Here is a 26938-nt window from a genome sequence, read left to right on the forward strand (position 1 = left end):
AGCGACATTTTGAAGAAAACTGAGCCCGCGTTTAATCGCAAACTAAATGGGATGAGCGACAGGAATGAAAAAGTTTGTTATTTATCGACACACTTTGACATAATTTGGTTAACGACTGTTAACAAGCCTATTAATAAGATCGAAAAACTAGCAGTCGACAATTGCACGAAACTTGTTCACACTGCAGTTGATTGTGTTAATAACCGTTTCATTTTTGTGACGTTATCATTAATTTTTGGAAATTTGTTGCATCAATACCTGAATCAGGTAATATCCGCGGCGAATTACAATAGAGGCCGTGTGTCTGCAGGAAAATACTATGCCTGGAAATTCTATCCTTGGTGTTTTTGCAAAATCACCTATTAAACCGTTAGAAAAACACATCCGAATTGCAACAAAAAGCTGTCGTCAGTTGATTCCATTTTTTGCTGCATCGACTAAGCAAAACTGGAAAAAAGCAGAACAGATTCGCGGTAAAATCGCCGAATTTGAAAACAAAGCTGACCTACTTAAGCGTGAAATTCGCTTAGAGTTGCCGGTTGGTATTTTTATGCCAGTTGAGCGCAGCGATTTACTAGAGCTTTTAACTCAACAAGACAAAATCGCCAATCGCGCCAAAGATATTGTGGGTCGCGTCGTTGGTCGTCAGTTGGTCATTCCTGAGAGTTTACAAGAAAAATTTACCCTATACCTCGAGCGTTGTATTGATGCGACTGACAAAGCAGCAGACGCAGTTAATGAGCTTGATGATTTATTAGAAACTGGCTTTCGCGGACGAGAAGTTGCGTTGGTCGAAAAAATGATTAACCAGCTTGATACCATTGAAGGTAACACTGACGACATGCAAGTTGAATTGCGAGCTGACTTATTTGCAATTGAGAAAGACTTAAATCCTATTGACGTTATGTTTTTATATCAAATTATTGAATGGGTCGGTGATTTAGCCGATTTAGCTGAGCGTGTTGGTGCTCGTTTAGAAATCATGCTCGCTAGATAGAGGCTCAGTGAATGGAAATTTTAGCTAACTACGGTTCAACCTTAGTTATAATTGCTGCGGTTGTCGGTTTTTTAATGGCTTGGGGTATTGGTGCTAATGACGTCGCTAATGCAATGGGAACGTCAGTAGGTTCGAAAGCACTAACCATTAAGCAAGCGATTATTATCGCAATGGTATTTGAGTTTGCCGGTGCCTATTTAGCCGGTGGTGAAGTGACCTCAACAATCCGTAAGGGCATTATTGATACCGCTTACTTCGTTGATATTCCCGAATTGTTAGTCTTTGGTATGATCTCGGCGTTATTTGCCGCCGCGATTTGGCTATTAGTGGCCTCGGCCCTCGGTTGGCCAGTATCAACAACTCACTCAATTATTGGCGCTATTATTGGTTTTGCTGCGATTGGCGTAGGCCCTGAAACCGTCACTTGGAGTGCGGTTGGCGGTATTGTGGGTAGCTGGGTGGTAACGCCGTTAATCTCTGGTGTGATTGCCTTTTTAATCTTTAACAGCGCGCAAAAACTGATTTTTGACACCGACAATCCATTGGCAAAAGCAAAGCAATACGTGCCGTTTTATATGTTCTTAGCCGGTATGATCCTATCGCTAGTGACCATTAAAAAAGGTTTAAAACACGTTGGTTTAGAGCTTGGCGTGGCCGAAGGTTATATCTATGCTGTTGTGGTTGCCGTTATTGTTGCGATTATTGGTAAGGTGTTTATTAACCGTTTGAACTTTGACGAAAAAGCCAAGAAAGACAGTCAGTACGTCAACGTTGAAAAAGTATTCGCTATTTTGATGATAGTCACCGCTTGTTGTATGGCTTTTGCCCACGGTTCAAACGATGTCGCTAACGCGATTGGGCCACTCGCTGCGGTTGCTAGTGTTGTTGAAAATGGCGGCGAAATTACCGCTAAATCTGAACTGGTTTGGTGGATTTTACCACTAGGTGGTTTGGGTATTGTTGCCGGTTTAGCGCTGTTTGGTCATAAGGTTATTGCCACCATTGGCAGTGGTATTACTCATTTAACACCTAGTCGCGGTTTTGCTGCTGAGTTAGCAGCGGCTTGTACCGTGGTTATTGCTTCAGGTACTGGTTTACCTATTTCAACCACGCAAACACTTGTAGGTGCCGTATTAGGTGTTGGTATGGCTCGCGGTATTGCTGCTATCAACATCGGCGTAGTGCGTAATATTGTTATTTCATGGGTAGTGACCCTGCCAGCCGGTGCTGCAATGTCGATTGTTATCTTCTGGGCATTACAGGCGGCGTTTACTTAGCAATAGTTTACTTAGCAATATAAGCTAAGCAATACAGGGCTTAGTCAGAGAATTTTATTGGAAAATCCATTACTAGTGTAGTAATGGATTTTTTTTTGCCGGAATTTTGTTAATCTGAGCAAACTAACGGTATTGTCATAAAAATGTCATCGAGCTAAATGACAATACACAAACAATTTTGGCCAGTAAATTTGCGCTGCCAATCAAGTACGTCTTACTAAGCTTTTATAGATTATGTCGTTTCATTTTACTGGCTTTTCGCTTTATGTCCGCCTAGCCATACTAGTTACCATTGCCGCGTTTATTGGCTACTTTGTCGGTTATTTTTGGCCAACAATTGCTGTCGCCTTATTACTGGCATTGTTGTGGCAAATTCGTCATCTCAACCAGCTAAGAAGCTGGCTTTGGCGCACAAACACCATTACACCGCCACAGTCAGAAGGTGTCTGGGGAGCAATTTATGACGGTTTATTTCATCTAGTTAAAAAGCACAGATCTAAACAGCGCCGAGCCAACCAACGGATTAGACGATTTCGCGATGGCGCCGAGGCATTACCCGATGCTGCGTTGGTGCTATCTGATGATTTTGTTATTGAATGGGGTAATAAAAAGGCGCAAAAGCTGCTCGGGATTAGACGCTCAGGTGACGTTGGTCAGCGCATCAATAATCTGATCCGGCATCCTGACTTTACCGAATTTCTCGCCAAAGGTGACTTTGATAGTTTATGCCATATTCCATCGCCAGTTAACGATACTATTCAGCTTGAACTCAGGGTGATGCCCTACGGGACAGAGCAAGTACTATTTCTCGCCCGTGATGTCAGTAAAATTTATCGCCTTGAACAAATGCGTCGAGACTTTGTCGCCAACGTTTCTCACGAACTGAAAACACCACTGACCGTGATGCGCGGTTATGTTGAAATGATTCAAGCGACCGATGAAGGTTTTGACAGCCATTGGCAAAAAGTTTTTGGCACCATGGAAGCGCAAGTGTCGCGTATGGACCGCCTGGTAGAGCAGCTGTTAACCCTGTCAAAAGTTGAAATTAATTCCGACCAAGATAACAAGCAGTTTCTTGACATGCCGCGAATGTTAAACGGCCTTATTGATGACGCTAAATGGTTAAACCAAGACAAAAATCACAATATTCAGGCGGATATTCGCGGTGATTTATCAATCGTTGGTATTGATACTGAGATTAAAAGTGCCTGTGCTAATTTGATTGCCAATGCGATTGCGTACACGCCTGCTGGTGGTGATATTGAAGTCAGTTGGCAAATGGTTGGCAATAAAGCCAAGTTTTCGGTTAAAGATTCTGGACCGGGCATTAAGCCTGAACACGTCAATCGTTTAACCGAGCGCTTTTATCGAGTTGATAAGTCGCGCTCTCGCAATACTGGGGGTTCAGGGCTGGGTTTGGCAATTGTCAAACACGTATTGCAACATCACAATGCTGAATTGGCGATTGATTCTAAGTGGGGCAAAGGTAGTGAGTTCTCAATTTATTTTGAAAAACCTAAGACCAGCCGCAAGAATAAAAAGAAAAAAGACAAAGATAAGGGTAAGTAAGTGAACTCGATCAAGCAGTGGCTTAACTCCACTATCTCCTTATTATTGATTTGTCTGGTAACTAGTCAATCAACCTTTGCACAAGAGGCGTCGACAAGCCAGAACCGCGCTGTGCCCCATTATTTGCCCACGTACCAAAAGGTCAGTGGTATCTCTGGTAATTTAAGCTCGGTCGGCTCTGATACGTTGGCAAATATGATGACCTATTGGGCGGAAGAATTTAAGCGCCTTTATCCAAGCGTTAACATTCAAATCCAAGCGGCGGGGTCATCGACAGCGCCACCTGCGTTAACCGAAGCAACTGCCAATATTGGCCTGATGAGTCGTGCGATGAAAACGCGCGAGCTTGAAGCCTTTGAAAAACAATACGGTTATCCGCCAACAGCAGTGAAAGTAGCCATTGATGCTTTGGCGATATTTGTTCACCAAGACAATCCAATTAGTGGTTTAACGCTGGCACAAGTAGACGCCATTTTTTCAGCTAATCGCAAATGTGGTGCCATTGCCAAAGCCAACCATTGGGGCGATTTGGGCTTAAAAGGACAATGGGCTAAACGCGATTTACAGCTCTACGGTCGTAACTCGGTTTCTGGTACCTATGGTTACTTCAAACACCAAGCCTTGTGCCGCGGAGATTTTAACAACAGTGTTAACGAGCAACCGGGTTCTGCCTCGGTGGTTCAATCGGTTGCAGCGTCGCTTAATGGTATTGGCTATTCAGGAATTGGCTATCGAACCTCTGGTGTCCGGGCTTTGCCAATTTCTAATGATGGTAAAAATTACGTTGATGCTAACTTAGTCAATACCGTAAACGGTCAGTACCCACTGGCACGACATTTATATTTGTATGTTAACAAAGCGCCGAATAAACCTTTGCCGCCAATGGAGGCTGAGTTTATTAAGCTAGTATTGTCAAAGTTAGGGCAGGCAGTTGTCGCCAAAGACGGTTATATTCCACTGCCAATTTCGACTGTGTTCGAAGAGTTAGAAATACTTGGTTTGCGCTAATTATTGTTAAACTCAAAAGTGTTATGTGTTTTTAATGCAAAGGTTTGATCACTACTTGCAGTTTTATTTTTAATCGTTATTATTGATTTAAAGTTGTTTTTTAACAATAAAAACTAACTAAAATAGTCAAGCAAATAAAAATAAACAGTAAAGTAAATTAATCCAATAGCGACGGCAGATAACTCAAAAGAGCTTAACAACAAGTCAAAAAACAAGTCAAAATGATATTACCTAACTTAAAACACTTACAATATTTGGTGGCTTTACATCAGCACCAACACTTCAATCGCGCCGCGGCGGCTTGCTTTATTAGCCAGTCAACCTTGAGTAGCGCAATTATCAAGCTTGAAGAGCAACTTGGTTGCCAATTAATTGAGCGCGACCACAAGGCGTTTATTTTTACTAGTCAAGGTGAAAAAGTGGTTGAGTATGCCCGCCAACTGATTAACAACGCCAATGAACTTGTGCAGTATACTCAACATCAAGGTGATCCCGCTTCTGGTACGATTCGAATTGGCTCTATTCCCACCGTTGCGCCGTATTTGTTAACTGACGTTGTTCAAGCGTGCCGTGAAAAGCTACCTAATCTGGCGCTTTATATTGTTGAAGATACTACGCAAAACCTGATGGCAAAGTTAGGAGCGGGTGAAATTGACTTAGCCATTTTAGCGCTGCCTGTTAAAGGCCATAATTTTAAAACTAAGATCTTGGGACAAGATGCGTTTTATATTGCTGGAGAACAGGGCTTAGTTAGGCAGTTTCAAAGTAACCACGATTATCAGCAAGTGCCAGAGCAAAGTGTTTTTCTGCTGAACGAAGAGCATTGTTTAACTGAGCATGCGGTCTCAGCATGTCAGCTTGGTGATCAAAGTCGCATCCACAATTTTTCTGCTTCTAGTTTGTCTACCTTAGTGCAAATGACAGCTTTTCATCAGGGCTTCACGTTTTTACCTGAAATGGCTGTTAACAAAGGCGTTGGTGAAAATGAAGGACTTACCGTTGAACGGTTAGGGGACGATGTTTATCGCGATATTGGTATGATGTGGCGACCAACTAGCATGCGCCAGCGGACATTTTTAATGCTTGCTGAGCTCGTTTCAGAGTTACTCGACTAGCAACGCCAGCCAATCTCGTTTTGGCCTCAGTATTATTTGAGGCCAAGCACTTTCCTTATTCAACGATTAATTTTGATTTTTTTCAAAACTTTCCAAACTATTTCTTCCTTCATCTCGACTATATATATCAAACAACAATAAATAACTGAATAAACGAGGGGTTCAAGCCATTGAAGGTTTTTGAACGAAGTGATGAAAGCTTGATTAAACAAGCATTAAACGGCAAAAAGTCAGCATGGCTGAGCTTGGTTAAGCGCTATGAGAAGCCCGTTTACAATTTTGCTTTGCGCATGGTGTCTAACCCAGATGATGCGCTTGATTTAATGCAAGAAATCTTTGTTGCCGTGTTTCGCAATTTAAGCTCGTTTCGCGGTGATAGTCCGTTTAAAGGTTGGCTATTTAAAATAGCGCACTATCGCTGTGTTGAATTCTACCGCCGCAGACGGCCAAATATATCGCTCGATCAAACAGCCGAGCCAGAAGATGAAGCGACTTATGTTTGTCCTGAAAGTCAATTATTCGCTGATCAGCAAGCCTTAGTTTTACAAGGCGCAATGCAGAAGTTGGCATTTAATCAGCGAGTAGTGGTTGAAATGAAATTTTTTCAACATTTTACCTTTGAGCAAATCGCTCAGCAGTTGGGAATATCGAGCAATACCGCAAAGTCGAGGCTTTACAGTGCTCTCGACAAACTTAAAGAACATTTAGACGTAAATACTGAGGTGAGCTATGACTGATAAACGCGATCAGCGTCAGCACTCAAAAGATGATGAACAGGCGTTTCTCGATTGGTTGAATCAAGGGGATGAGGCACAAGAAACAGCGCTAGCCGATGAGACGTGGCAATCGCGTCAGGCGACGGCTAATTTTGTCTCACAAGTTTCCAAGCACAGCCAAGATGCTAGCGTGCCCAACTGGCATCGAGAGGCGACATTTGATAATGGCATTAGGCAGCAGAGCAATACCTGGTGGAGTCAGTGGTTACCGATTAGCTCAATGGCGTTCTCATGTTTTGCACTGGCCTTAGTTTTATTTAATGTTCAACTAACTACGACAGAGCAAGGGCTTACACTTGCCTTTGGTAATGCCAACGTTGCTAATAACGGTGCTAGTGGTGTTGAAAATACAGCTGACGCAGAGCGCTTAAACGAACAGCAGTTAGCGCAATTGTCAGATGTACTAGATAGGCGCTTACAGGAATTTGCCAATCAGCAAAAATTAATTCTCGCTGATCACACTAATGATTTACAAGCGCAGCAACAAAGCAGTAATTTACAGCTCGCGAGCTATATTTTGTCGACCTCAAGACAAGAGCGCAAAGAGGATTTTGGCGACTTTATCAAGTTTGTTAACCAACAGCGCAAAGACGACCAACTCAGTCAGGAAATTCAGTTTAAACAATTAGAGCAAACATTACTTTGGCAACAAACCGCCAATACCAGTAGTTATCAAGACAAGTGGCAAAGCCAGGAGTAGAAGATGAAAAAGTTTATTATGATCAGCCCTATATTATTGAGTTTAGGCGTTAGCTCGGCAGTTTATGGGCAAGCGCAAGGCCACGAAAAAATAGCCAAACAGCTCAATATTATGACCGACATCTTAAAGTCGTCTTTGGCTGCGGGCAGTGAACAACAAGGCTACAAAGTAATTCGAATTGACAGTACTTACCTCTCAGGCCAAGGGGCGCTATTTACTGTACAAAGTCACAGCCGCGGACATACCAAATACTTTGGTGATTTTGGTGAACACAAAATAGAGTTACCACCGATGCCGCCATTACCTGAATTGTCTGGATTAAAAGAGCTTACCGATGTACCAGATATTGAGTTTGTTGTTGAGTCGAGTTACCAAGATGCGATGCAAGAGTATCAAGTAGCGCTCGAGTCTCTAGGCAATGGCCGCCACGCTTATCGAGAGCTGCAAGAGCAGCAAAGAGACATCGCTTATGAGATCAGAGACATTGACCGCGAGATTCGCGACTTGGAATATCAAACCAAGCGATTGAGCAAGAACAAAGAAGAAGCTCAATCGTTAAAACAAGAGCTCAAACAAGCGCAAGCTCGTCGTCAGGCCATGAAAAAGTCACTCGACAAGGCCAATCAGGCGCTGAATAAAGCACGACAGGAGCAGAAAAAAGCAAAAATTAAGCAAGAGCAAGCACGGGCTGGATATTACCGAGGGTTAACCTTGTCATTGGCTGAAACGTTTTGCGCATACGGCAATGGTTTAAGAGCTATTCCCAACGACCAACATATCAGTGTTATCGTAAAAAATGCCGGAGCTAAAAAGCGTTCAGGTTATCAAGATCAAATTATTGTTTTTAATAAGAAAGATATTAACCAATGCAGCTTGGACAAAATCACCAGTGAAAAACTGGTTGAAAAAAGTCGTCAGTATTCGTTTTAGCGCTAGACTTATTGATTCAATCATGCAAAAGAGCACATGTTGTGCTCTTTTTTATTTTCTTGACAGCTAAACCACCTACTTTAGTAGGTGGTCATTGTTAAAAAGGCTATGCCTGAAATATCTACTCATGTTACATCCCCGTTTGATTTTTAGCGAAGTCAAATAGGAGACTAACATGAGTAGATATGAGCAAGCATCGCACGTATTTTGGCGGTGTCAATATCATATAGTTTGGACACCGAAGTATCGGTTTAGAATATTGAAGAATAATATTGGTAAGGATGTTTACCGATTTATTCATATTTATTGCGATAAGCTTGGTGTAAAAGTGATGGAGTTAAATGTACAAATAGACCATGTACATATAGTCGTTAAAGTCCCACCGAAGTTATCAATTTCTCAATTGATGGGATGTTTAAAGGGAAGGTTAGCCTTAAAGCTATTCAATAAATATCCGCACTTACGTAAGAATAAAGCATGGGGTGGTCGTTTTTGGCAACGAGGCTATTTCGTTGACTCTGTAGGTATTAACGAAGAAATCATCAGGCGTTATGTACGGCATCAAAACAAGATGGAGAAACAAGAAGAGAAACGTCAATTACATTTACTAGGATAACCCAGCCCCCTTGTTTAGGGGGCTTACGCAAAGCCACCTTCTTTAGAAGGTGGATTCTTTACTTTGAGTTATTTGCCAATAGCGACGGTAAGTTGGTCGAATAATTTTATTTGGTCGATAACTTTTACCACAGTGTCGTAAGTGACATTAGCGTGAGGGATAACAACAGCACTACTAGTTTCATTTTTAGCGAGAAAGTTCTCAATTCTGGCTGGAATACGCTCAATATCGACTGCTTTTCCATTGAACTGAATTAACCCGTTTTCATTGATTTGTAGCATAATCACAGGTTTGTTAGGACTGTTACTTTGACTTTTATTTGGCCGGTTAATCAGTAATCCTTCCTCTTTGACAAAAGAGGTCGTGACAATAAAAAAGATCAATAAAATAAACACAATGTCGAGCATAGGTGTCATATCGACGTCTGAGTTTTGCTCTTGAAGCTGTCGTTTAGTTTTACTCATAGTGTTTCCTTCTTGTTTTGTTGATACTATTACATATTTCGACGATATTCTTCGTAGTTCTTTTTGATAAATATAAGCTGAATTCTTTTAAATGCAAAATTAATTTACGAATTGATTCGTATTGTTGCTATGAATGTAAAGTCAGAAAATAGTGAAAGATACAGTTGTGCGGTTTATCAGCAGAAGATTTTAGTCTTGCAAAGAATTAGCTGCTGTATGTTGCAGAGTGAATTGGTAGAATAATGCGATAAATATTTAGATAAGATAAAACTATGGCAATTAACTGGTTTCCGGGCCATATGCACAAAGCCCAAAAAGAGATCAAAGAGATACTTCCACAAATTGATGTTGTAATTGAAGTATGTGATGCACGACTGCCGTTTAGCAGCGAAAATCCGATGATCACCGAGATTAGAGGTGATAAACCGTTAATTAAAATTTTGAATAAGAGTGATTTAGCCGATCCTAGCATGACGCAAGTGTGGCTTGATTACTTGCAAGCTCAGCAAAACGTTAAAGCTATTGCTTTAACCACAGATAACTCTGGGCAGGCGAAACTCATTCCAGAGTTAATTCGCAAACTAGTACCTCACAAAGATGAGCCGGGTAAGCAGATCAATGCCGTTATTATGGGGATTCCCAATGTTGGTAAATCAACGCTGATCAATACATTAGTTGGTAAAACCAAGGCTAAAGTGGGCAACGAACCGGCTGTGACTAAAGGCCAGCAGCGCATTCGACTTGATGACGGTGTTTATTTGTACGATACACCTGGCATGTTATGGCCAAAAATTGTCAATGAAAACAGTGGTTATCGTCTAGCGGTTACTAGTGCCGTTAAAGACACCGCTTATGATCACGATGAAATCGCTTGTTTTGCCGCCGAGTACTTGTTGGAAGCCTATCCGCAGCGCTTGCAAGAGCGCTATAAATTTGATCAAATGCCTGAAAGAGAAATTGATTGTATTGAAGCGATAGGTCGAGCTCGTGCTTGTGTTAAAAGCGGTGGCATGGTTGATTTTCACAAAGCGTCGACGATTTTAATCAATGAAATTCGCGATAAAACCTTAGGGCCATTAACTTTTGAAAGTCCTGAAATGGTGGAAGCAGAACAAATTCACTTTGCTGAGCTTGAAGCACAAAAAGTAGCGGCTCGCGAAGCGAAAAAAGCAGCTCGCGGTCGCGGCCGAAAGAACAAACCCAAAAAACGCCGATAAACGTATAGTTTTAGTTTCCAAATTGTTTACATGGAGTAGAAAATGAGTGAGCAAGAATCCGTTTCTTTAACGAGTGATAACTTTCTATTGCACCCTATGCTAGAAGCTGATGCTATTTTGCTAGCTGAGTTACCGCTATCGAACTTACTAGTTAGCAATGATAGTCAGTACCCTTGGTTTATTTTGGTGCCAAGAGTTAATGATATTACTGATATTTATCAGTTGGATTGGCCACAGCAGCAGCAATTGTTAAACGAATCTAGCATGTTGTCAGAGGTTTTAATGCAAGTGTTCAACGGTGACAAAATGAACGTTGCAGCGCTTGGTAATATGTGTCCCCAGTTACATGTCCACCATGTTGTTCGCTACAAAAATGATGTTAGTTGGCCGAAACCTATTTGGGGGTTATTACCGACTAAACCTTATAGTGAAGAAGCATTAGACCAATTAAAAGCAAAGGTTTTACCGGCACTCGATACGGTATTAAATCAAATTTAACGGCCTTGTTGGCGAGCATCTGAAAATAAAAAATGCCCACCTGCGGTTGGGAAGTCGGTGGGCATGACATAAACAGAGTACACTTTATAACACCAATTTCAATAAATATGCGGTCATTCTAGCTGGTTAAAATTGTCACTAACATCGTTATTATTTTTGAAATTAGAACAACTAGTTACAGAAAATAATGCCTTGTTATTGAGCAATTTTTCCGGCGCTATAATTGATCACCTAATTAATTCAATTGGTATAACTGTCGTTGATAACGATAGTGGCTATTCATTATTACGCAGCGTGAATATGACTGGTTTTGTTGCTAGTGCTAAAAACACCTTCAAGCGCTTGCGACAAGTCTGCTATAAGATCGTCGCTGTGCTCTAGACCTACCGACAATCTAATTAAACTATCGCTAATGCCAGCTTCAAGGCGTTCTTCTTGACTATATGGCGAATGAGTCATCGACGCAGGGTGCTGCACCAACGATTCAGCATCGCCTAAGCTCACCGCGATTGAAAACAATGACATACTGTTAATTAACTGAGCGCCTTGCGCTAGGTCGCCTTTGATTTCAAATGCGATAACGCCACCAGCAGCTCTCATTTGATTACCTAAAAATCGATGTCCGGGGTGACTTTTTAATCCCGGATAATAAACTTTATCGATATGTGGGTGTTGTTCTAAATATTCCGCAATGGTTTGTGCGTTTTGGCAATGGCGTTCTACTCTTACCGCAAGCGTTTTTAAACCTCTAAGGATCAACCAAGCGTCGTGTGGGCTAATGGTGCCACCAATATCTTTAAGTGCGGTCATTTTGACATTGCTAATCATATCTTTATTGCCACAAACGATACCGGCAACGACATCGCCATGGCCATTTAGGTATTTGGTGGCGCTATGAATAACAATATCAATACCTAACTTAGCGGGCTGCTGTAAAACAGGGGTTAAAAAAGTATTGTCAACAATCGAAATGAGTTGGTGTTTTTTGGCAACAGCGGCAATTGCCGCCAAATCTAATACGACTAAATTTGGATTAATTGGACTTTCCAAGAAAATGACTTTTGTATTGCTTTTTACTTCTGCCTCGATATTTTCGGGGCTGGTCATATCGACAAAGCTTACTTCAATGCCAAACTTAGTCAGCATGTGACTCATTAAAGCGTATGAACAACCATAAACGGCCTTTGATGCAATAAGATGATCACCTGCGGCTAAGTTACTCAGTAACGCCGCTGATACCGCTGCCATGCCAGTGGCGGTTGCCGCGGCGTCTTCCATTCCTTCCATCGCCGCCATTCTTTGCTCTAGTTGGCGTGTGGTTGGATTACCCAAACGGCTGTATATGTAGCCGTCGGATTCGCCGGCAAATCGCTGAGCGCCTTGCTCTGCATTGTCGAAAATAAATGTCGATGTCTGGTACAAAGGCGTGGCAAGTGAGCCAAACTGTTCATCGTTAATTCGGCCTGCGTGGATAGTTTGAGTTTCAATATGCTTACTGGTTGTCATTCTTATCATCTTCCAATGAAATCTTGGTTATTGGTGCTAAATACTTACCAATAACCACATCTGTTTTGCTGTTTTTATACTGGGTAATTTGGCCATAGCGAGGCTCATGTGCCGTTTTACATTAACTCTTTCGCTAGCTTTAGCTAACTTAAGCATTAGCAAAAATAAACCCACTATTGAAAAGTTGTTTTTTATCAATGTTTTAGGGTTTTCATTCGTATTATTGATGATATGGTTTGTAACTAAAATGTGACAAAATCGAAGGCTATTAAGTTTAACTTATATCTGTTCTTATTAACTTCATGATAATTAAGCTTTATATTTTGATTGTTAGGTTTGTCACTTTTTTGTGACGTAATTTTTTTATGACATGTTTTGTGACATAGTGTTGGTAAAGCAATTGGCGCTTTACTGTAATAGTTCAGCTTATTGGTTAGGGTCATCACCGTGATAAAAATTGAAGTGTTGTCGACCGATCGAGTCGGTGTCAGTCAGGAAGTATTAACCGTTTTTGCCGACAAAGGTCTCAATGTTACTGCGTTAGAGGTTAGCACTGGTGCGCTGCACATTGCAGTCAACACGAGTATGTCTTCATTTGATACCGTGAAGCTGGCAATTTTAGCCGTCGACGGCGTTCGCGAATGTCAGCAGGTGAGTTGGTTACCATCTGAGCTTAAAGCTAAACATTTATTGACTTTATTGAGCCGAATACCCGACGCCATTTTTGACCTTTCGGCAGATGGCTTAGTAATGGTTGCCAACCAAGCAGCGCTTGATATTGTCAGCAGTATTAGCAGCCAACCAGTGAGTCAGGAACAGGTCATTGGCCAATCGATAGAAGCATTATTGTCTCAAAATCTGCCTGAACTTAAACAGCCAACAGTAAGCCATTTTGAAATTAGTATCGCGGCCAAAACATTTCTTGCTGAGCTACAACCGGTTTTGATTAAGCGTGAAATAAACGGAGCGCTGCTAACCTTGAAAGCGTCACAGCAACTAGGGCAACAAGTAGCATTTATTCAACAGCATCAAGCGCATAGCATTGATCACATGCTAGGGGTTTCACCGCAAATTAAATTAATTCGCCAGCAAGTAAGTCAGTTTGCCGATCTCGATTTACCGGTATTAGTACGCGGTGAAACGGGTACTGGTAAAGAGCTCTTGGCGCGAGCTTTACACCAATCAAGTAAACGTGCGCAAGCGCCGTTTTTGGCAATCAATTGTGCAGCGTTACCCGAACATTTGCTTGAAAGCGAGTTGTTTGGCTATGCGCCAGGTGCGTTTAGTGGAGCCCGCAAAGGTGGTAAACCGGGATTGTTTGAGTTGGCTGAGGGCGGCACGGTATTTTTAGATGAAATTGCTGAAATGTCGGTGTATTTACAAGCTAAGTTACTGAGATTTTTGCAAGATTTACGTTACCGAAGAGTGGGGGGGACGCAAGAGCTCAGCGCTAACGTTCGAATATTAAGTGCTAGTCATCAAAACCTTAATCAACTGATTGCCAAGCAGGTTTTTCGCGCTGATTTGTACTACCGACTGAACGTACTACAAATTGAACTTCCTCCGCTTCGTCAGCGCCAAGACGACGTTATTTTACTGGCGAAGCACTTTATTGCCGATGCCGCTAAACAGGTTAATTGTCGTACGCCAATGCTAAGTGAGTCGGCGTTGACTCAGTTAAAAAGTTATTCGTGGCCGGGCAATATTCGACAGCTGCAAAATACCATGTTCCGCATTGTTGCGATAAACCCAAGTAACCAAGGACAAAAGTCGATTATCAGTGAGCAACTGATTGTTCAAGCCTTGAGTAACGACGCTAGCATTGATAAGGCGTCGAGTAACCAGAGCGGTGGTGAACAGTTTGACCGCGCTAACGCAAATACAAATACAAGCCAAATAGAACAAGCCACTATGGGGAATAATACGACTGAATCAATGAGTGAGGTTAAAGATTGGGCTAGTGCTCAAGCGCAATTTGAACGAGAGTTATTGACTCAGTTATACCCCCTTTATCCAACAACGCGCAAATTAGCAAAGCGATTAGCGGTTTCTCACAATAAAATTGCGATTAAACTCAAAACTTATGGGATTTCTTAGTGAGCACAGGTAGCTGATTTGTATCAAAATATTTCTCCTAGCTCTTGCTTAACCTCAGGTTTGGATAAGAAATAGTGAATGATGATAAAATTCAATACATTATCATTTTTTTCTATGACTTCTGGCGAGAAATATTTGCTGATATCAAGGCGGATTTACGTGTCAATAGCTAGTCTATTGCAAGTGAATCCAACGCAGAGAGCAGTAAAAATAGCCGCTAGAAGCACATTAATTATTCGAAGCTGAGGTTACATATTAACACTTGGATAACAGAGTGTTAAAGTAAATGATAATACATGCTATCTGTTACAAAAGAGGATAACTGGATGTTCCAGCTTTCACGTTTTAATCGAACCAAGCGCTTGGTAAAAGCGGTGGTATTTACATCACTGTCGGCTTGTAGCTTACCCTTATTGGCACTAGAGCCGGTTACCAGTGTTGAAGGCATCACTGAGTATCGCCTCGACAACGGACTACAAGTGTTGTTATTCCCAGATCCAACCAAAGAAACGGTGACGGTTAATGTTACCTACTATGTAGGCTCTAAGCACGAGAACTACGGCGAAACCGGTATGGCGCATTTGCTTGAACATTTGGTATTCAAAGGTTCACCAAAGCACAAAGACATTCCTGCTGAGTTAAGCGCACATGGTGCTCGTCCCAACGGTACTACCTGGACAGATAGAACTAACTATTACGAAACCTTTGCTGCGACCGAAGAAAATATTAACTGGGCGCTGAGCATGGAGTCAGATCGCATGGTCAATTCGTTTATTGCGAAAAAAGACCTCGACAGTGAAATGACAGTGGTGCGCAACGAGTTTGAACGCGGTGAAAACAGCCCATTTAGAATCACTCTTCAACGCATGTTTGCGACCGCATACGAGTGGCACAACTACGGCAAAACCACTATCGGTGCTCGCTCTGATCTTGAAAATGTACCTATTGATCGCTTACAAGCGTTTTATAAAAAGTACTACCAACCGGACAATGCTACCTTGATTATTGCTGGCAAGTTTGAAAATGACGATATGATCAAGTTAGTTGAGCAGTACTTTGCGCCGATTCCTAAACCAGAGCGCGTTATTGACCCGTTATACACTAGCGAACCGGCGCAAGACGGCGAACGTCAAGTAACTGTGCGCCGAGTTGGCGATGTTCAGCTCGTCGGTGCTATGTATCATATTCCGGCGGGTTCTCATCCAGAATTTCCAGCCCTGAGTGTGTTAAGCGAAGTATTGGGTGCAAATGCCACGGGTCGTCTACACAAAGGTTTGGTTGAGAAAAACTTAGCGAGTCAGTCGTTTGGATTTAACTTTCAGTGGGCAGAGCCTTCAGCGGCAATGTACTTTGCTGAAGTAGACAAAGATGCCGATTTAGACAAAACCCAATCGGCACTGCTCAATGTGGTTGAAAGTATTAATCAGCAACCGATTACCGATGAAGAAGTAGAACGCGCCAAGCGCACCTTACTCAAGAATATCGAGCTTGGCTTTAACTCATCTGAGCGCATTGCACTTGGTTTGAGTGAGTGGGTTGGAATGGGCGACTGGCGCTTGTTGTTTTTGAATCGCGATCGCATAGAAAACGTAACCACGGCAGATGTGCAAAAGGCCGCTGAAACCTATTTAGCTCGTAATAATCGCACCCTAGGTCGTTTTATTCCGGCGGAACAGGCAGAGCGCGTTGAAATTCCGCAAGTAACGAATGTCAGTGACATGGTAAAAGACTACAAAGGTCGCGCGCAAGTTGCTCAAGGGGAAGCGTTTGACCCAAGCCACGACAATATTGACAACCGTACCCAAGTGGTCACTTTGTCTAATGGCGTTCAAGTTGCCTTACTGAGTAAAAAGACGCGTGGTGAATCGGTTGTTGTCAGTTTGTCTAGCCAGCTTGGTAATGAAACTTCACTTGCCGGTAAGCGCATGGTGGGTAATTTAACTGGGGCAATGTTGATGCGCGGCACTGCGTCGCTGAGTCGCGATCAACTCAAAGACGAGTTTGATAAGTTAAAAACCTCGGCCAGCATTGGCGGTGACAATCAGTCGGCATTTGCCAGCTTACAAACGACCAAGCCGAATTTAACCGCCGCGCTTAATTTGATGGCGGATGTTTTAAAATCACCGGGGTTTGATGGCAAAGAGTTCGCTCAACTAAAATCAACCCGCGAAGTGGCGATTGAGCAGCAATTACAAGACCCACAAGCGATTGCTTTTAGAGAGTTTTCTCGTCGCCAAAGCCCGTTTGAAAAAGGCCATCCTAAATACGTGCCAACGCTTGAAGAAAGCTTGGCAGCTTTGCAAGAGGTGACATTGGCGCAGGTTAATCAATTTCACAAAGACTTTTACGGTGCCAACAGCATGCAAATTAGTGTTGTCGGTGATTTTGACCAGCAAGAAGTTATTGAAACACTTGAGCAAGCATTTGCCGATTGGCAAAGCGCGCAAAAAGTGATTCCTATTAAGCACCCGTACCAAAAGCTTGAAGTTAAAGATCAAAACTTCAACACGCCAGATAAAGAAAACGCCGTGTTTGTTGCCTCAATTTCTTTACCCGTAGGGATGAACAGTGACGATGCTGCGGCATTAGAGTTGGGGAACTATATTCTTGGTGGCGGTTTCCTCAATAGCCGGTTAGCGACGCGCTTGCGTCAGCAAGACGGCTTGAGTTATGGCGCGGGCTCATTTGCTGATATTAGCTATGAAGACAACCGCACTCGAATGGGCGCATACGCTATTTGCGCGCCGCAAAATCTCGACAAAGTTGAAGTTGGCTTTAAGGAAGAGTTGGCAAGGTTGTTAAAAGGTGGCTTTACCAACGATGAAATCGAACAAGCCAAATCGGGTTTATTGCAAGAGCAAAAAGTCAGTCGCTCTCAAGATAAAGAACTTGTCCGCGCGCTTCGCTACAATCTTTACTTGCAACAAGATATGCAGTTTAGCAAAGCGTTTGAGCAAAAATTGGCGAGCTTAACGGCAGAAGATGTTCACAAAGTGATGAAGAAGTATCTGAAGTTAGAGGACTTTTCGATTATCAAAGCCGGTGACTTTAGCAAGCTGAAATAACCGTAGATAAGCCGTAAACCTATGCAAGCCCGTGTATCACGTGAGCACGGGCTTTTTATTTGTACCCATTAATTGCACTTGTTCTTTTGTATTTGTTTACAGGCCAACTGTGCTTAATTACTATGCAATCGAGATTCAGTGGTAATAACTTAAGGGAATAAAATGAATTTAATCAAAAAAGTCGCCACACTTGTTTTGGTATTAATTATTGCTGGCTTTATTTATCAAACGGTAACCACTCATATTGATAAAAAGAGATATTTGCCATCGGGACAATTTATTAATGTTGAGGGTGTTAACTTTCATTATCAGTTGTCTGGGCAAGGACAGTATACGGTTGTTTTTGACAGTGGTATGGGGGATTCTCAGCGGGTTTGGCGCAAGGTCAAAGCGTTATTACCCAAAAAAGGCATCCGTGTTTTTAGCTATGATCGCGCTGGCTTGGGTTACAGCGATCGCAGCGCGAATGACCGCACCAGTGAAAATATGACTGTTGAGCTTAAACAGTTACTAGATGCAGTTGGTGTGACTGACTCGATTATTCTTGTTGGTCATTCTTTAGGTGGCTTAAATGCGCAATTATTCGCGAAAAATTACCCTCAAATGGTTGCCGGCTTGGTCTTGGTTGATTCTGCTCATGAGGGGCAATCAGAGCGCTTACCACCAGCTAATCAATTACAATCAACAGTCTTTAAAATGGGTATGAGAGCTGCGCCAATTGGTATTCCAAGGCTCTACTTATCGCTAAATGATAAAACTGAACAAGCACTAAAAAGCACCACTAAACACCAATACACATTATTAGCTGAGTCGAATAGCTTTAGCGTGAGCCAAGAGTCGATAAGTTTTGAACCTCAGGCTCTGGGTGATATACCAATTTACGTAATATCTAGAAACAGTTCAGTTGAGCAACTTAAAGAGCAAACAAGCTCTAAATACAGGCTTGAGTGGGCAAAATTGCAAAATGAGCTGTTAGCGTTATCGCGTAATAGCGAGCAAGTTTTTACCGGGCAAAAATACCATAGCATTCATCTTAGGCAGCCTGAACTCGTTGCTGAAAAAATAAAGAAACTACTTGCGATCTATCGGTAAGTACAATGTTGAGTATAGGGCTATCGGATGGCTTAAGTATTTTGACCTAGGCACCACAATTTTTTGCAGACAAAGGTATAGTTTTTTTTAAGACAATCAATGGCAAACTTTAGCGTTCTTAAACTATCAAATTTGAGTAAGTTACTAGCTGATATTTGAGCATACAGTGTATAATTCGACGCTAACTTATTAGTTGATGGTTTATGCATTCAGTTCACCGTTTATTTCAGTATCGACAAAGTATTAGTACTAAGCCTTTTGCCGCACGTGGTAAAAAAGTGAGTCGGTGCCCGTTATGTCGAGTCGCCCAGCAATATTGTATCTGCCAATATATCCATCAGGTAGACAGCAACGTTGGCTTCGTTTTATTGATGCACGATATTGAAGTGTTAAAGCCCAGCAATACTGGCCGCTTAATTGCCGATATTATCCCACAAACCCATGCTTTTCTGTGGTCCAGAACTAACCTAGACCAGAATCTTGAGCAGTTGCTGAACAATGACGCTTGGCGGCCGATTGTTGTGTTCCCTGAGCAATACGCCAGTGTTGAGCAAAAGCTTATCAAACACCAAGATCTTGTTGCCATGAAGGAAAACAATGAGCATCGCAAGCCGTTATTTATCCTGTTAGATGGTAGCTGGCGTGAGGCAAAAAAAATGTTTCGTAAAAGCCCTTATTTGGCGGATTTGCCAATGTTGTCCTTGTCATCTCAGGAGTTTAATAATAGTGGCTACCAGCTGCGAGACAGTGAAATTGACAATCAGTTTTCTACCGCAGGTGTTGCTGCTAGAGCATTACACTTAGCGGGTGAAGCGGTTAATGGTGAGTTATTGATGCACTGGTTAGATGTTTTTAATTACCAATATCAGCGCAGTGTATGCCAAAAAAATCACGGAAACCCTCAAGCGTTAGAGAATTATCAAGCGTTTTTGAAACAGCACTATTAATGCTTTTTTAAATCTGCCGCAGAAGGTTTTTAGTTTGGCATCAATAAGTGCTGTTGCTGCTCGGTCAACGTTTTGAGGTAATTCCAAACAATATTGACCCGTGACAAGCGTTTGTTTTCGGGATGAGTGATTAGGTAAAAGGTACGTTCAATATTAATTTCACTAGAACAAATCTTAACTAAGTTTGGATCTTGGTCGGCCATAAAACACGGCAAAATACCAATGGCAATACCGCTTTTAATTAATGCATACTGACTGGTGACACTCGTGCTGCGATAGTCGGGCGTAATATTGGCTTGCAAATCGCGGTTAAACGAGAGCTGTTCAGTAAACAGTAAATCGTCGACATAACTGGTCCAGCGCTGGTGCGCTAAGTTATTTTGGCTGATCGGCGGGTTTTCTTCGATATAGCGATGGCTAGCGTATAGCTGGAGCTGATAGTTCGACAAGGTTTGGACAATCAATGATGCGTTTTTCGGTTTGACGATTGATATGGCAATATCTGCTTCGTTACGGCTGATTTTTACATCGCGATTAAATTGAAGAAAATCAATTTTAATATCCGGATATTGTCGATGAAACTCAACAAAGTTTGGCGCAATAAAGTAACTACCAAAGGCCTCTGTTAAACCAATTTTAACCAAGCCTGCGTGTTCGGCATTGTCGAGCGTGACTTTATCGTAGGCCCAAATAGCCTGCTGCTCCATTTTGTGTGCGGCGTCGAGTAAAGTTTTTCCATCATTGGTTAGGTGATGGCCGTCAAGTGTGCGCTCGAATAGTTTGGTTTTCAAAGACTCTTCAAGCCCGTGTAAACGCCTAGAGACCGTCGAGCTATCAATTGACAGCTGTTTGGCGGCTTCACTGAGCTTTTCTGTACGAGCAACCGATAAAAAAATTCTAATGTCATCCCATTTCATTCCGTTAATGTATCAGAATTGTTTAGTGTATTACAAATATGCAAGCTTTGTTGCATTTGTGCATGTTGTGGTCTGGTGACTCAAGCATTACCTTTAAACTAAAAGATAAAAGCACAAAATGAGTAATAACTATGACAATTAAACAAGTTCCATTAATTATTGATGGCGAACGTGTACAGTCAGCATCCAAAAACTGGTTAGACGTATTGAATCCGGCAACGCAAGAAGTGGTTGCTCAAGTGCCGATGGCAACACTAGACGAAGTAGACAGAGCGATAGACAGTGCTAACCGAGCTTTTAAAACATGGTCGAAAGTCTCACTGACTCAGCGCATGAGAGTGATGCTTAAATTTCAACATTTGATCCAAGAGCATACCGATGAGCTAGCGGGCTTGATCACTGAAGAGCATGGTAAAACGCTTCCTGATGCCGAAGGTGAAGTAGGTCGAGCGTTAGAAGCTATTGAAAACGCTTGCTCAATTACGCGATTGCAGTTGGGGCAAATGGCAAATAATGCTGCTACTGGAGTCGACGTTTACACCTTGAATCAACCACTGGGGGTTGGAGTCGGTATTACCGCGTTTAATTTTCCTGTGATGTTACCAGCGTTTATGTTTCCAGCGGCCATTGCTTGTGGCAACAGTTTTGTGCTCAAACCGTCCGAGCAAGATCCATCCGCTAGTGTTCGTCTTGTTGAGTTAGCCATCGAGGCAGGTTTGCCACCAGGAGTGCTAAATGTTGTGCACGGTGGACCAGAAGTCGCTGAACGTTTGTGCCAACACCAAGCAGTAAAAGCCGTTTCTTTCATTGGCTCTAGTCATGTTGGTAGCCAGATATACAAGCATGCGAGTGACTATGGCAAACGAGCACAATGTATGATGGGGGCAAAAAACCATATGGTCATTATGCCTGACGCCAATAAAGATAGAGCGATAAATGATTTACTCGGATCCGCATTTGGTGCCGCCGGTCAGCGTTGTATGGCGAATCCAGTCACTATTTTAGTGGGCGAAGCACGAGCTTGGTTACCTGAAATAGCAGAGCGTGCCAAGCTGTTAAAAGTTGGGCCAGGCACGCAGCGAGATGCTGATCTCGGTCCTGTTATTTCACCACAGGCTAAAGCAAGAATTGTTAATTTACTTAACTCAGGTGTTGAGCAGGGCGCTGAACTATTAGTTGACGGTCGAAACTGTCAAGTCGAAGGATATCCAAATGGCAACTTCGTTGGTCCTACTATGTTCACTAAAGTCACCACTGATATGGATATTTATCAACAGGAAATTTTTGGTCCTGCCTTGTGTGTGCTAGAGGCAGAAACCTTAGAACAAGCGATTGATATTATTAATGCTAATCCCAACGGTAATGGCACGAGCCTTTTTACATCGTCAGGCTGGGCTGCGAGAAAATTTGAAAATGATATTGATGTTGGCCAAGTGGGGATCAATGTACCAATTCCTGTACCAGTGGCGTACTTTAGCTTTACAGGTTCACGCGCATCAAAATTAGGTGACTTAGGTCCAAACGGTAGCCAAGTGGTTCAATTTTGGACGCAAACAAAAACGGTGACAAGCCGATGGTTTGAACCGGACCACCAAGACGGTGCTCAAGTACACACCACGATTAGTTTAAAGTAAATAATAATAAAGCCTGCTAATTGCAGGCTTTTTTATTTATCAGTCTTTATTTGCTAATTTGGGGCTATTGCTTTTTTAGTTCTTCTAGCAAACTTTTGGTTTGCTCACTTTCGGCAAAATCAACATTGAGATCTAACGCATCTTGTAGCGACTTTATTGCTTCTCCCGTCCGAGCTAATTTATTGAGGGTGTAACCAAGGTGATAATTTACCGCAGGATCATTTGAATTAAGCGTATAGGCTTGCCTTAGCAATGCTAAGCCTTGTTCTAGCTTACCTTGTTTGGTCGCAATCCAGCCATTGGTGTCTAATATTGCTGTGTTATTATCACTTAACTCAAGCGCTTGTTGAGCGTACTGTTCTGCTTGTGTGATGTCGTCATTGATAAAAATATTGGCTAAGTTATTAAAAATAAAAGCCTTGTTTGGAATTTCTGCTTGTTCAATTAAGATCAAATAATGCCCTTTTGCTTTGTCCAGCTGTTGCTGGTTTAGGTAAAAATCTGCTAATAGGTTTCGGCTAAAATGCAAGTCTGTTTGCTTAGCTAGCGTTGACTCAAGTGTTTGTGAAAATTGCTTGTGCCCTATATTGCTGAGTGTTAATTGGTAGCTTTTGATTAGCGCTTTGTCAAAATAAGGTGTCAGTTTATAGGCGCTGATATATTTGTTAAAAGCTGCTTTTTTCTTATTGCTTTTGGCTAGAACGTCACCTTCTAAAACCTTAACGTTGGCGTTGTTATTACCAAGCTTTTGTCTGAGTTTAGCAATAATATTTTGTGCATCTGAAGTTTTATTCAGCTGAATCGCTAACTGAGCTTGTTCGAATTGATAAACCAAGTGTTCCGGTTGTTTCGCTGCTGCTTTTTGAATACTGTTATAAGCGCCAGCTAAGTCACCAATTTGCTGTTGTAATTGAGCTAATCTAAAAAATTGTTCTGCGCTTTCGGCAACGCCAATAGCGATACCAACATTTTTTTGTGCCAGTGATAGTTGGTTAGTGCGAATGTAAATAAAAGCTTTGTCTGCAACGTCAGAGAAGTGCAAAAATCTTAGTTTTGATAGCCTGTTCAGCTCGACAAGTGCTTCTTCGTAGTTGCCGTTATTCATGTATATCTGTGCTAAGACGGTAGCGACTTCTATATTTTTAGCATCGATGTTTTGTGTACTTTTCAACTGTAAGATAGCTTGCTCTGTTGAGCCACTATCTCGCAGTAATTTAGCATGAAGTACCTGTGCATCAGCACTGTCAGGGACGTCATTTAATAAGCTCTTTACGATATCAAGCGCTTGTTGCGTGTTGTTTAGTGCAGCGTGTGCAGTTGCGCTGTTGAATCGTGCAGAAAAATTACTCGAATCCTGTATTAGTATTTTGTCAAATAAATGAAGCGCTTGTTGCCACTGTTCTTGTTTGAGTGCAATTAGGCCTGATAGCATTAAAAAATCTATGCTACTTGGGTTCTCTTGCAACAAGGTTGACGCGACTTTTTGGGCTGACTCGAAATCTCCTTTAGTGATAAATATGAGGCCAGTTGTCATCGCATAACTGCTAATATTCGTCTGCGGCTTGTGATTGCTGAGCAGAGATAACGCATCGTTGTAGCGTTTAGATTTCGCGAGCACGTTTGCTTTCATCAAGACAAATCTATCATCATTACTAAAATCTCTCGCAAGCTTTTCCAATAAATACTCTGCTTTGAACATCCGATTATTATTTAGATAAATATCAACCAATTTAAGTGATAAAACTAAATCAGAAATTATTGCCAGCTCTTTTTGTTCGAGTAGATCTTCTGCTTTATCGAATTGTTTTTGTTGAATGTAAATGTTCGAGAGCATGCTGATTGCGGTTAAGTCGTTTGGTGATAGCTTGAGGTACTGCTTTAGATTGGTTTGCGCTAACTCGAAGTTGTTTTGCAGATATGCAGCAGCTGCTGTGACATAAATGAGAGTCATGTCTTCAGCACGTTGCTGGTCAGAAAGCTGCGACAGTTTGTCACTTACTTGACTCAATACTTCAAGTGCTTCGCTTTCTTGCGCGGAGTCTTTTAACACTTGGCTTTTGAGCAAGTTAACAAAAGGATCGTCAGGCGTATCTTTAAGGATTTTTTCTAGCAGCTCTTGAGCTTCCGCTAAGTAACCTAATAGAGAATACTGATAGGCGAGAGCTCTTTGAATAATGGGATCTTCGCCTGATAATTCCATCGCAGAACGGTAGTGTTTCAAAGCTAAGCTTTGTTTGCCCATTTGTTTAGCGAGCTGCCCTTTTAAATACCAAATATGGCTGTGCGCGGGCAGTTTTTGACCAGCACTATTTAATATTTTTTCTACTTCAGTAAAGTGTTGTTGAGATAATTCGAAGTTAGCTAAACTAGAAATAGCTCTGATATCAAGAGGCGCTAGTCGATACGCTTTGTTGTACTCGATTCGCGCTTGTTCAATGTTTTCGATAGCAACGTATGCGTTGCCTTTATACAAAATTAGGTTAAGTTGATTTTCAATACTTAACTTACTACTCTCTTTTATAGCTAGTAGCTTATCGAAATCATTAGTTATCAATAAGGCTGCCGCAAGCTCTCTCAGGTATAAATTAATATCTGCACCTTGCATTCCTGCTTCTTCTAGCACGGATATACCATCGTCGTAAAAGCCTTCCTCGATTAAAATTTTCCCCATAAGAAGTTTGGCGGGTAAATTATCTGGTTGAGAATTCAGTGCATTTTTTAAATGAATATAAGCTTCATCTACTTTTTGGTTGTTAAACGCTGTTAGCGCTTTTTCGTAGTCACTGTTGGCAAGAGCTAGGCACGAGTAGAATGATATGAAACAACAGAGCAAATAACGCATAAAGTAAAGTACTCTCAGAATTTTATTTAATTGTAGTTAGTTATTTAATAATAAAAAAAAAAGATGGCTAAGCCATCTTTTTTCGATAATTGGGTTTATTAGTTAAGCCTTTTTTACTCTGCGCCCAGCAAGAGCTATTAAAGCTAGTCCAAATACTAACAGCACGCTTGGTTCTGAAACTTCTGTAGTTGGTAACTTTTTCGTAAAAGACACCGTTTCCAGTTTAAAACCACCATGTTTAATATGATCTAACGAACCGAATACACTGTTAAATGCGCCTATCAACCAATATCTAGATGTTGAGCCAACATTATTGTTAATAAAGTATCCTGTATTGTTGGCGTTACGAGTAATCGCTGATGAACCAGACCCCGTTGAGTACAGATTACTTGCGACTTGTTGCCATGTTAATCCAGTTAGGCTACCGCTGAATTTACTTTCATCCAATGCTGCGTAACTCACCCCCAAGTTACCTGAAGTCAAGTAACCAAATGTCGCACCAGTTAAGTTTACTGAGTGAGTAAAATCTACCAAAAAGAAGTCGTAGTCATTACCACCAGAGTAGTTATCAGCAGTGTGTCCATCACCGCCGTCACGGTTAGTAATACCCCAACCACCGTAGTAACGAGCCAAATATCTTGCTTGTTCTATTTTATTATCTTTTCGTCCACCAGTATCAGCCCATGCTGTTGCATTAACTTTACCTGTACTATCTGTAATTTGATTGTATGTATGGCCTTGGCGACCATAATTGGTAAAATCTGCAGTTTGACTTCCGGCAACGGCTACATTGGCTAAGGTTATTAGTGCGCTTACTGTGAGTAGTTTCAGGATATTAACCATTTACAGCTCCGAGTTAATATTAAAATTATGTGGGTCACAACTAATTTAGCAAAATGCGTGCCTAAAATAAGTTGTTGTTTTTTATTGTATTTATTTGTTTTGTTGTTCTTGTTGTAAAGAAAGATGACAGCTTACTAGATTTTTGGCAAATTTATTTGTGACCGGTGATACTGGCTCTACAAATGCTTTAGTGTTAGTTGATAGCCATTATGTAAAATTAATTTTTCGACTATTTTGTTATAATGGCCCAAGTTTTATTTTTTGTATAGGAAGGCCAATGGCAGTTGCATGTGCGAGACATATTTTAGTTAAATCAGAAAAGAAAGCACAAGAACTTAAAGTCTTGTTAGAAAAAGGCAAAGATTTTGGCGAGTTAGCCAAAAAGCATTCAACTTGTCCATCGGGTAAAAAAGGTGGTGATTTAGGGGAATTTAGGCGTGGTCAAATGGTTAAACAATTTGATGACGTTGTCTTTAAAAAGGAAGTATTAAAAATTCATGGCCCGGTGAAAACCAAATTTGGTTTTCATTTGATTCAAACCATTTATCGCCAATAAATTAATTGGGTTTCGTTAGTAATCGTTTTCTTCATTGTCGCGCTTATCTAGCTGCTGATTGCGCTGTTTGATCTCTTTGAGCTGCTCGTCAGTTAAGTTAAATTTTTTAGCTGACTGTTTTAACAGCAGTATTCCGCTAACAATGACGCCAAATGAGATAATAACTATTAGCCAAACCATAATACCGGTACCTTAATTTAACTTGGTTGCTAATGTATCACGTTGGCGGCTGGTTCATAGTATTTTATCTCATAAAAAAAGAGCAACGCTAT

23 protein-coding genes are annotated in these 26938 nt (G+C 41.6%); 17 read left to right on the forward strand and 6 right to left on the reverse strand.

What is annotated here, in order from left to right; all coding sequences use genetic code 11:
- The first annotated feature begins 319 nt into the window (after positions 1-319).
- The 9 genes from J7384_RS07770 (at position 320) to tnpA (ending at position 8988) form a co-directional block, all read left to right on the forward strand.
- Positions 320-997 (forward strand): TIGR00153 family protein, encoded by a 678-nt coding sequence (locus J7384_RS07770; RefSeq protein WP_209112723.1) that lies wholly within the window; start codon positions 320-322, stop codon positions 995-997.
- Between the two features lie 11 nt (positions 998-1008).
- Positions 1009-2274, forward strand: coding sequence for an inorganic phosphate transporter (locus tag J7384_RS07775; RefSeq protein WP_209112725.1), 1266 nt, complete (start codon positions 1009-1011; stop codon positions 2272-2274).
- Positions 2275-2508: 234 nt separating this feature from the next.
- A complete protein-coding gene (gene phoR / locus J7384_RS07780; RefSeq protein ID WP_209112727.1) occupies positions 2509-3843 on the forward strand; it encodes a phosphate regulon sensor histidine kinase PhoR in 1335 nt (444 codons plus the stop codon).
- The gene (locus tag J7384_RS07785) at positions 3844-4851 is read left to right on the forward strand and encodes a phosphate ABC transporter substrate-binding protein PstS family protein (RefSeq protein WP_348523855.1); all 1008 of its coding nucleotides are present in this window, start codon (positions 3844-3846) and stop codon (positions 4849-4851) included.
- A gap of 221 nt (positions 4852-5072) precedes the next feature.
- Complete coding sequence (locus J7384_RS07790) at positions 5073-5966, forward strand: hydrogen peroxide-inducible genes activator (RefSeq protein WP_209112729.1); 894 nt, start codon at positions 5073-5075, stop codon at positions 5964-5966.
- Positions 5967-6136: 170 nt separating this feature from the next.
- Complete coding sequence (locus tag J7384_RS07795) at positions 6137-6703, forward strand: sigma-70 family RNA polymerase sigma factor (protein WP_209112731.1); 567 nt, start codon at positions 6137-6139, stop codon at positions 6701-6703.
- A complete protein-coding gene (locus tag J7384_RS07800; RefSeq protein ID WP_209112732.1) occupies positions 6696-7442 on the forward strand; it encodes a hypothetical protein in 747 nt (248 codons plus the stop codon). Before J7384_RS07795 ends, J7384_RS07800 begins: the two co-directional genes overlap by 8 nt.
- A 3-nt stretch (positions 7443-7445) precedes the next feature.
- The gene (locus J7384_RS07805) at positions 7446-8372 is read left to right on the forward strand and encodes a hypothetical protein (RefSeq protein ID WP_209112734.1); all 927 of its coding nucleotides are present in this window, start codon (positions 7446-7448) and stop codon (positions 8370-8372) included.
- Positions 8373-8547: 175 nt separating this feature from the next.
- On the forward strand, positions 8548-8988 hold the full coding sequence (gene tnpA / locus J7384_RS07810; protein ID WP_209112151.1) for an IS200/IS605 family transposase: 441 nt from the start codon (positions 8548-8550) through the stop codon (positions 8986-8988).
- A gap of 68 nt (positions 8989-9056) precedes the next feature.
- Here tnpA and J7384_RS07815 read toward each other — a convergent pair whose 3' ends face one another.
- On the reverse strand, positions 9057-9452 hold the full coding sequence (locus J7384_RS07815; protein WP_209112736.1) for a biopolymer transporter ExbD: 396 nt from the start codon (positions 9450-9452) through the stop codon (positions 9057-9059).
- Between the two features lie 272 nt (positions 9453-9724).
- On the opposite strand from J7384_RS07815, the gene ylqF reads away from it, so the two are divergent.
- Complete coding sequence (gene ylqF, locus J7384_RS07820; protein ID WP_209112738.1) at positions 9725-10669, forward strand: ribosome biogenesis GTPase YlqF; 945 nt, start codon at positions 9725-9727, stop codon at positions 10667-10669.
- Between the two features lie 96 nt (positions 10670-10765).
- On the forward strand, positions 10766-11167 hold the full coding sequence (locus J7384_RS07825; RefSeq protein ID WP_209112830.1) for an HIT domain-containing protein: 402 nt from the start codon (positions 10766-10768) through the stop codon (positions 11165-11167).
- Positions 11168-11452: 285 nt separating this feature from the next.
- On the opposite strand, the gene megL is transcribed toward J7384_RS07825, so the two are convergent.
- Positions 11453-12673 (reverse strand): methionine gamma-lyase, encoded by a 1221-nt coding sequence (megL, locus tag J7384_RS07830; RefSeq protein ID WP_209112740.1) that lies wholly within the window; start codon positions 12671-12673, stop codon positions 11453-11455.
- Between the two features lie 447 nt (positions 12674-13120).
- Between megL and J7384_RS19660 the strand changes: the two genes are divergently transcribed.
- From J7384_RS19660 to J7384_RS07850, 4 genes are all read left to right on the forward strand, one after another.
- A complete protein-coding gene (locus J7384_RS19660) occupies positions 13121-14770 on the forward strand; it encodes a sigma 54-interacting transcriptional regulator (protein ID WP_209112743.1) in 1650 nt (549 codons plus the stop codon).
- Between the two features lie 326 nt (positions 14771-15096).
- Positions 15097-17835, forward strand: coding sequence for a pitrilysin family protein (locus tag J7384_RS07840; RefSeq protein WP_209112745.1), 2739 nt, complete (start codon positions 15097-15099; stop codon positions 17833-17835).
- A 162-nt stretch (positions 17836-17997) separates the two neighbouring features.
- Entirely contained in the window at positions 17998-18927 is a 930-nt protein-coding gene (locus J7384_RS07845) for an alpha/beta hydrolase (RefSeq protein WP_209112747.1), read from the forward strand.
- A gap of 203 nt (positions 18928-19130) precedes the next feature.
- Positions 19131-19874: a DTW domain-containing protein gene (locus J7384_RS07850; protein WP_209112749.1), complete on the forward strand. Its 744-nt coding sequence runs from the start codon at positions 19131-19133 to the stop codon at positions 19872-19874.
- Between the two features lie 29 nt (positions 19875-19903).
- Here the strand turns inward: J7384_RS07850 and J7384_RS07855 are convergent, their stop codons facing one another.
- A complete protein-coding gene (locus tag J7384_RS07855; protein ID WP_209112751.1) occupies positions 19904-20791 on the reverse strand; it encodes a LysR family transcriptional regulator in 888 nt (295 codons plus the stop codon).
- 131 nt (positions 20792-20922) lie between these two features.
- Here J7384_RS07855 and J7384_RS07860 point away from each other — a divergent pair, with 131 nt between their 5' ends.
- Positions 20923-22425: a CoA-acylating methylmalonate-semialdehyde dehydrogenase gene (locus J7384_RS07860; RefSeq protein WP_209112752.1), complete on the forward strand. Its 1503-nt coding sequence runs from the start codon at positions 20923-20925 to the stop codon at positions 22423-22425.
- 64 nt (positions 22426-22489) lie between these two features.
- Here J7384_RS07860 and prsT read toward each other — a convergent pair whose 3' ends face one another.
- Positions 22490-25267, reverse strand: a complete 2778-nt coding sequence (prsT, locus tag J7384_RS07865; RefSeq protein WP_209112754.1) for an XrtA/PEP-CTERM system TPR-repeat protein PrsT — start codon at positions 25265-25267, stop codon at positions 22490-22492.
- A 102-nt stretch (positions 25268-25369) separates the two neighbouring features.
- Positions 25370-26110 carry an exosortase-dependent surface protein XDP1 gene (gene xdp1 / locus J7384_RS07870; RefSeq protein WP_209112755.1) on the reverse strand — a complete coding sequence of 247 codons (741 nt, stop codon included), beginning with the start codon at positions 26108-26110 and terminating at the stop codon, positions 25370-25372.
- Between the two features lie 277 nt (positions 26111-26387).
- On the opposite strand from xdp1, the gene J7384_RS07875 reads away from it, so the two are divergent.
- Complete coding sequence (locus J7384_RS07875; RefSeq protein WP_209112832.1) at positions 26388-26666, forward strand: peptidylprolyl isomerase; 279 nt, start codon at positions 26388-26390, stop codon at positions 26664-26666.
- Positions 26667-26681: 15 nt separating this feature from the next.
- On the opposite strand, the gene J7384_RS07880 is transcribed toward J7384_RS07875, so the two are convergent.
- Positions 26682-26846 (reverse strand): DUF2897 family protein, encoded by a 165-nt coding sequence (locus tag J7384_RS07880; RefSeq protein WP_209112757.1) that lies wholly within the window; start codon positions 26844-26846, stop codon positions 26682-26684.
- Positions 26847-26938: the final 92 nt, after the last annotated feature.

This window comes from Endozoicomonas sp. G2_1, assembly GCF_017744155.1.
Taxonomy (GTDB): Bacteria; Pseudomonadota; Gammaproteobacteria; order Enterobacterales; family Alteromonadaceae; genus JAGHQT01.

Bases quoted from the DNA above. Each gene is read 5' to 3' on its own strand.
- J7384_RS07775 (WP_209112725.1), top strand. From the start codon at position 1,009: ATGGAAATTTTAGCTAACTACGGTTCAACCTTAGTTATAATTGCTGCG.
- prsT (WP_209112754.1), bottom strand. From the start codon at position 25,267: ATGCGTTATTTGCTCTGTTGTTTCATATCATTCTACTCGTGCCTAGCT.
- J7384_RS07790 (WP_209112729.1), top strand. From the start codon at position 5,073: ATGATATTACCTAACTTAAAACACTTACAATATTTGGTGGCTTTACAT.
- J7384_RS07845 (WP_209112747.1), top strand. From the start codon at position 17,998: ATGAATTTAATCAAAAAAGTCGCCACACTTGTTTTGGTATTAATTATT.
- J7384_RS07825 (WP_209112830.1), top strand. From the start codon at position 10,766: ATGCTAGAAGCTGATGCTATTTTGCTAGCTGAGTTACCGCTATCGAAC.
- J7384_RS07880 (WP_209112757.1), bottom strand. From the start codon at position 26,846: ATGGTTTGGCTAATAGTTATTATCTCATTTGGCGTCATTGTTAGCGGA.
- J7384_RS07855 (WP_209112751.1), bottom strand. From the start codon at position 20,791: ATGAAATGGGATGACATTAGAATTTTTTTATCGGTTGCTCGTACAGAA.
- phoR (WP_209112727.1), top strand. From the start codon at position 2,509: ATGTCGTTTCATTTTACTGGCTTTTCGCTTTATGTCCGCCTAGCCATA.
- ylqF (WP_209112738.1), top strand. From the start codon at position 9,725: ATGGCAATTAACTGGTTTCCGGGCCATATGCACAAAGCCCAAAAAGAG.
- megL (WP_209112740.1), bottom strand. From the start codon at position 12,673: ATGACAACCAGTAAGCATATTGAAACTCAAACTATCCACGCAGGCCGA.
- J7384_RS07875 (WP_209112832.1), top strand. From the start codon at position 26,388: ATGGCAGTTGCATGTGCGAGACATATTTTAGTTAAATCAGAAAAGAAA.
- J7384_RS07815 (WP_209112736.1), bottom strand. From the start codon at position 9,452: ATGAGTAAAACTAAACGACAGCTTCAAGAGCAAAACTCAGACGTCGAT.
- J7384_RS07860 (WP_209112752.1), top strand. From the start codon at position 20,923: ATGACAATTAAACAAGTTCCATTAATTATTGATGGCGAACGTGTACAG.
- J7384_RS07850 (WP_209112749.1), top strand. From the start codon at position 19,131: ATGCATTCAGTTCACCGTTTATTTCAGTATCGACAAAGTATTAGTACT.
- tnpA (WP_209112151.1), top strand. From the start codon at position 8,548: ATGAGTAGATATGAGCAAGCATCGCACGTATTTTGGCGGTGTCAATAT.
- J7384_RS07770 (WP_209112723.1), top strand. From the start codon at position 320: ATGCCTGGAAATTCTATCCTTGGTGTTTTTGCAAAATCACCTATTAAA.
- J7384_RS07805 (WP_209112734.1), top strand. From the start codon at position 7,446: ATGAAAAAGTTTATTATGATCAGCCCTATATTATTGAGTTTAGGCGTT.
- J7384_RS07800 (WP_209112732.1), top strand. From the start codon at position 6,696: ATGACTGATAAACGCGATCAGCGTCAGCACTCAAAAGATGATGAACAG.
- J7384_RS07840 (WP_209112745.1), top strand. From the start codon at position 15,097: ATGTTCCAGCTTTCACGTTTTAATCGAACCAAGCGCTTGGTAAAAGCG.
- xdp1 (WP_209112755.1), bottom strand. From the start codon at position 26,110: ATGGTTAATATCCTGAAACTACTCACAGTAAGCGCACTAATAACCTTA.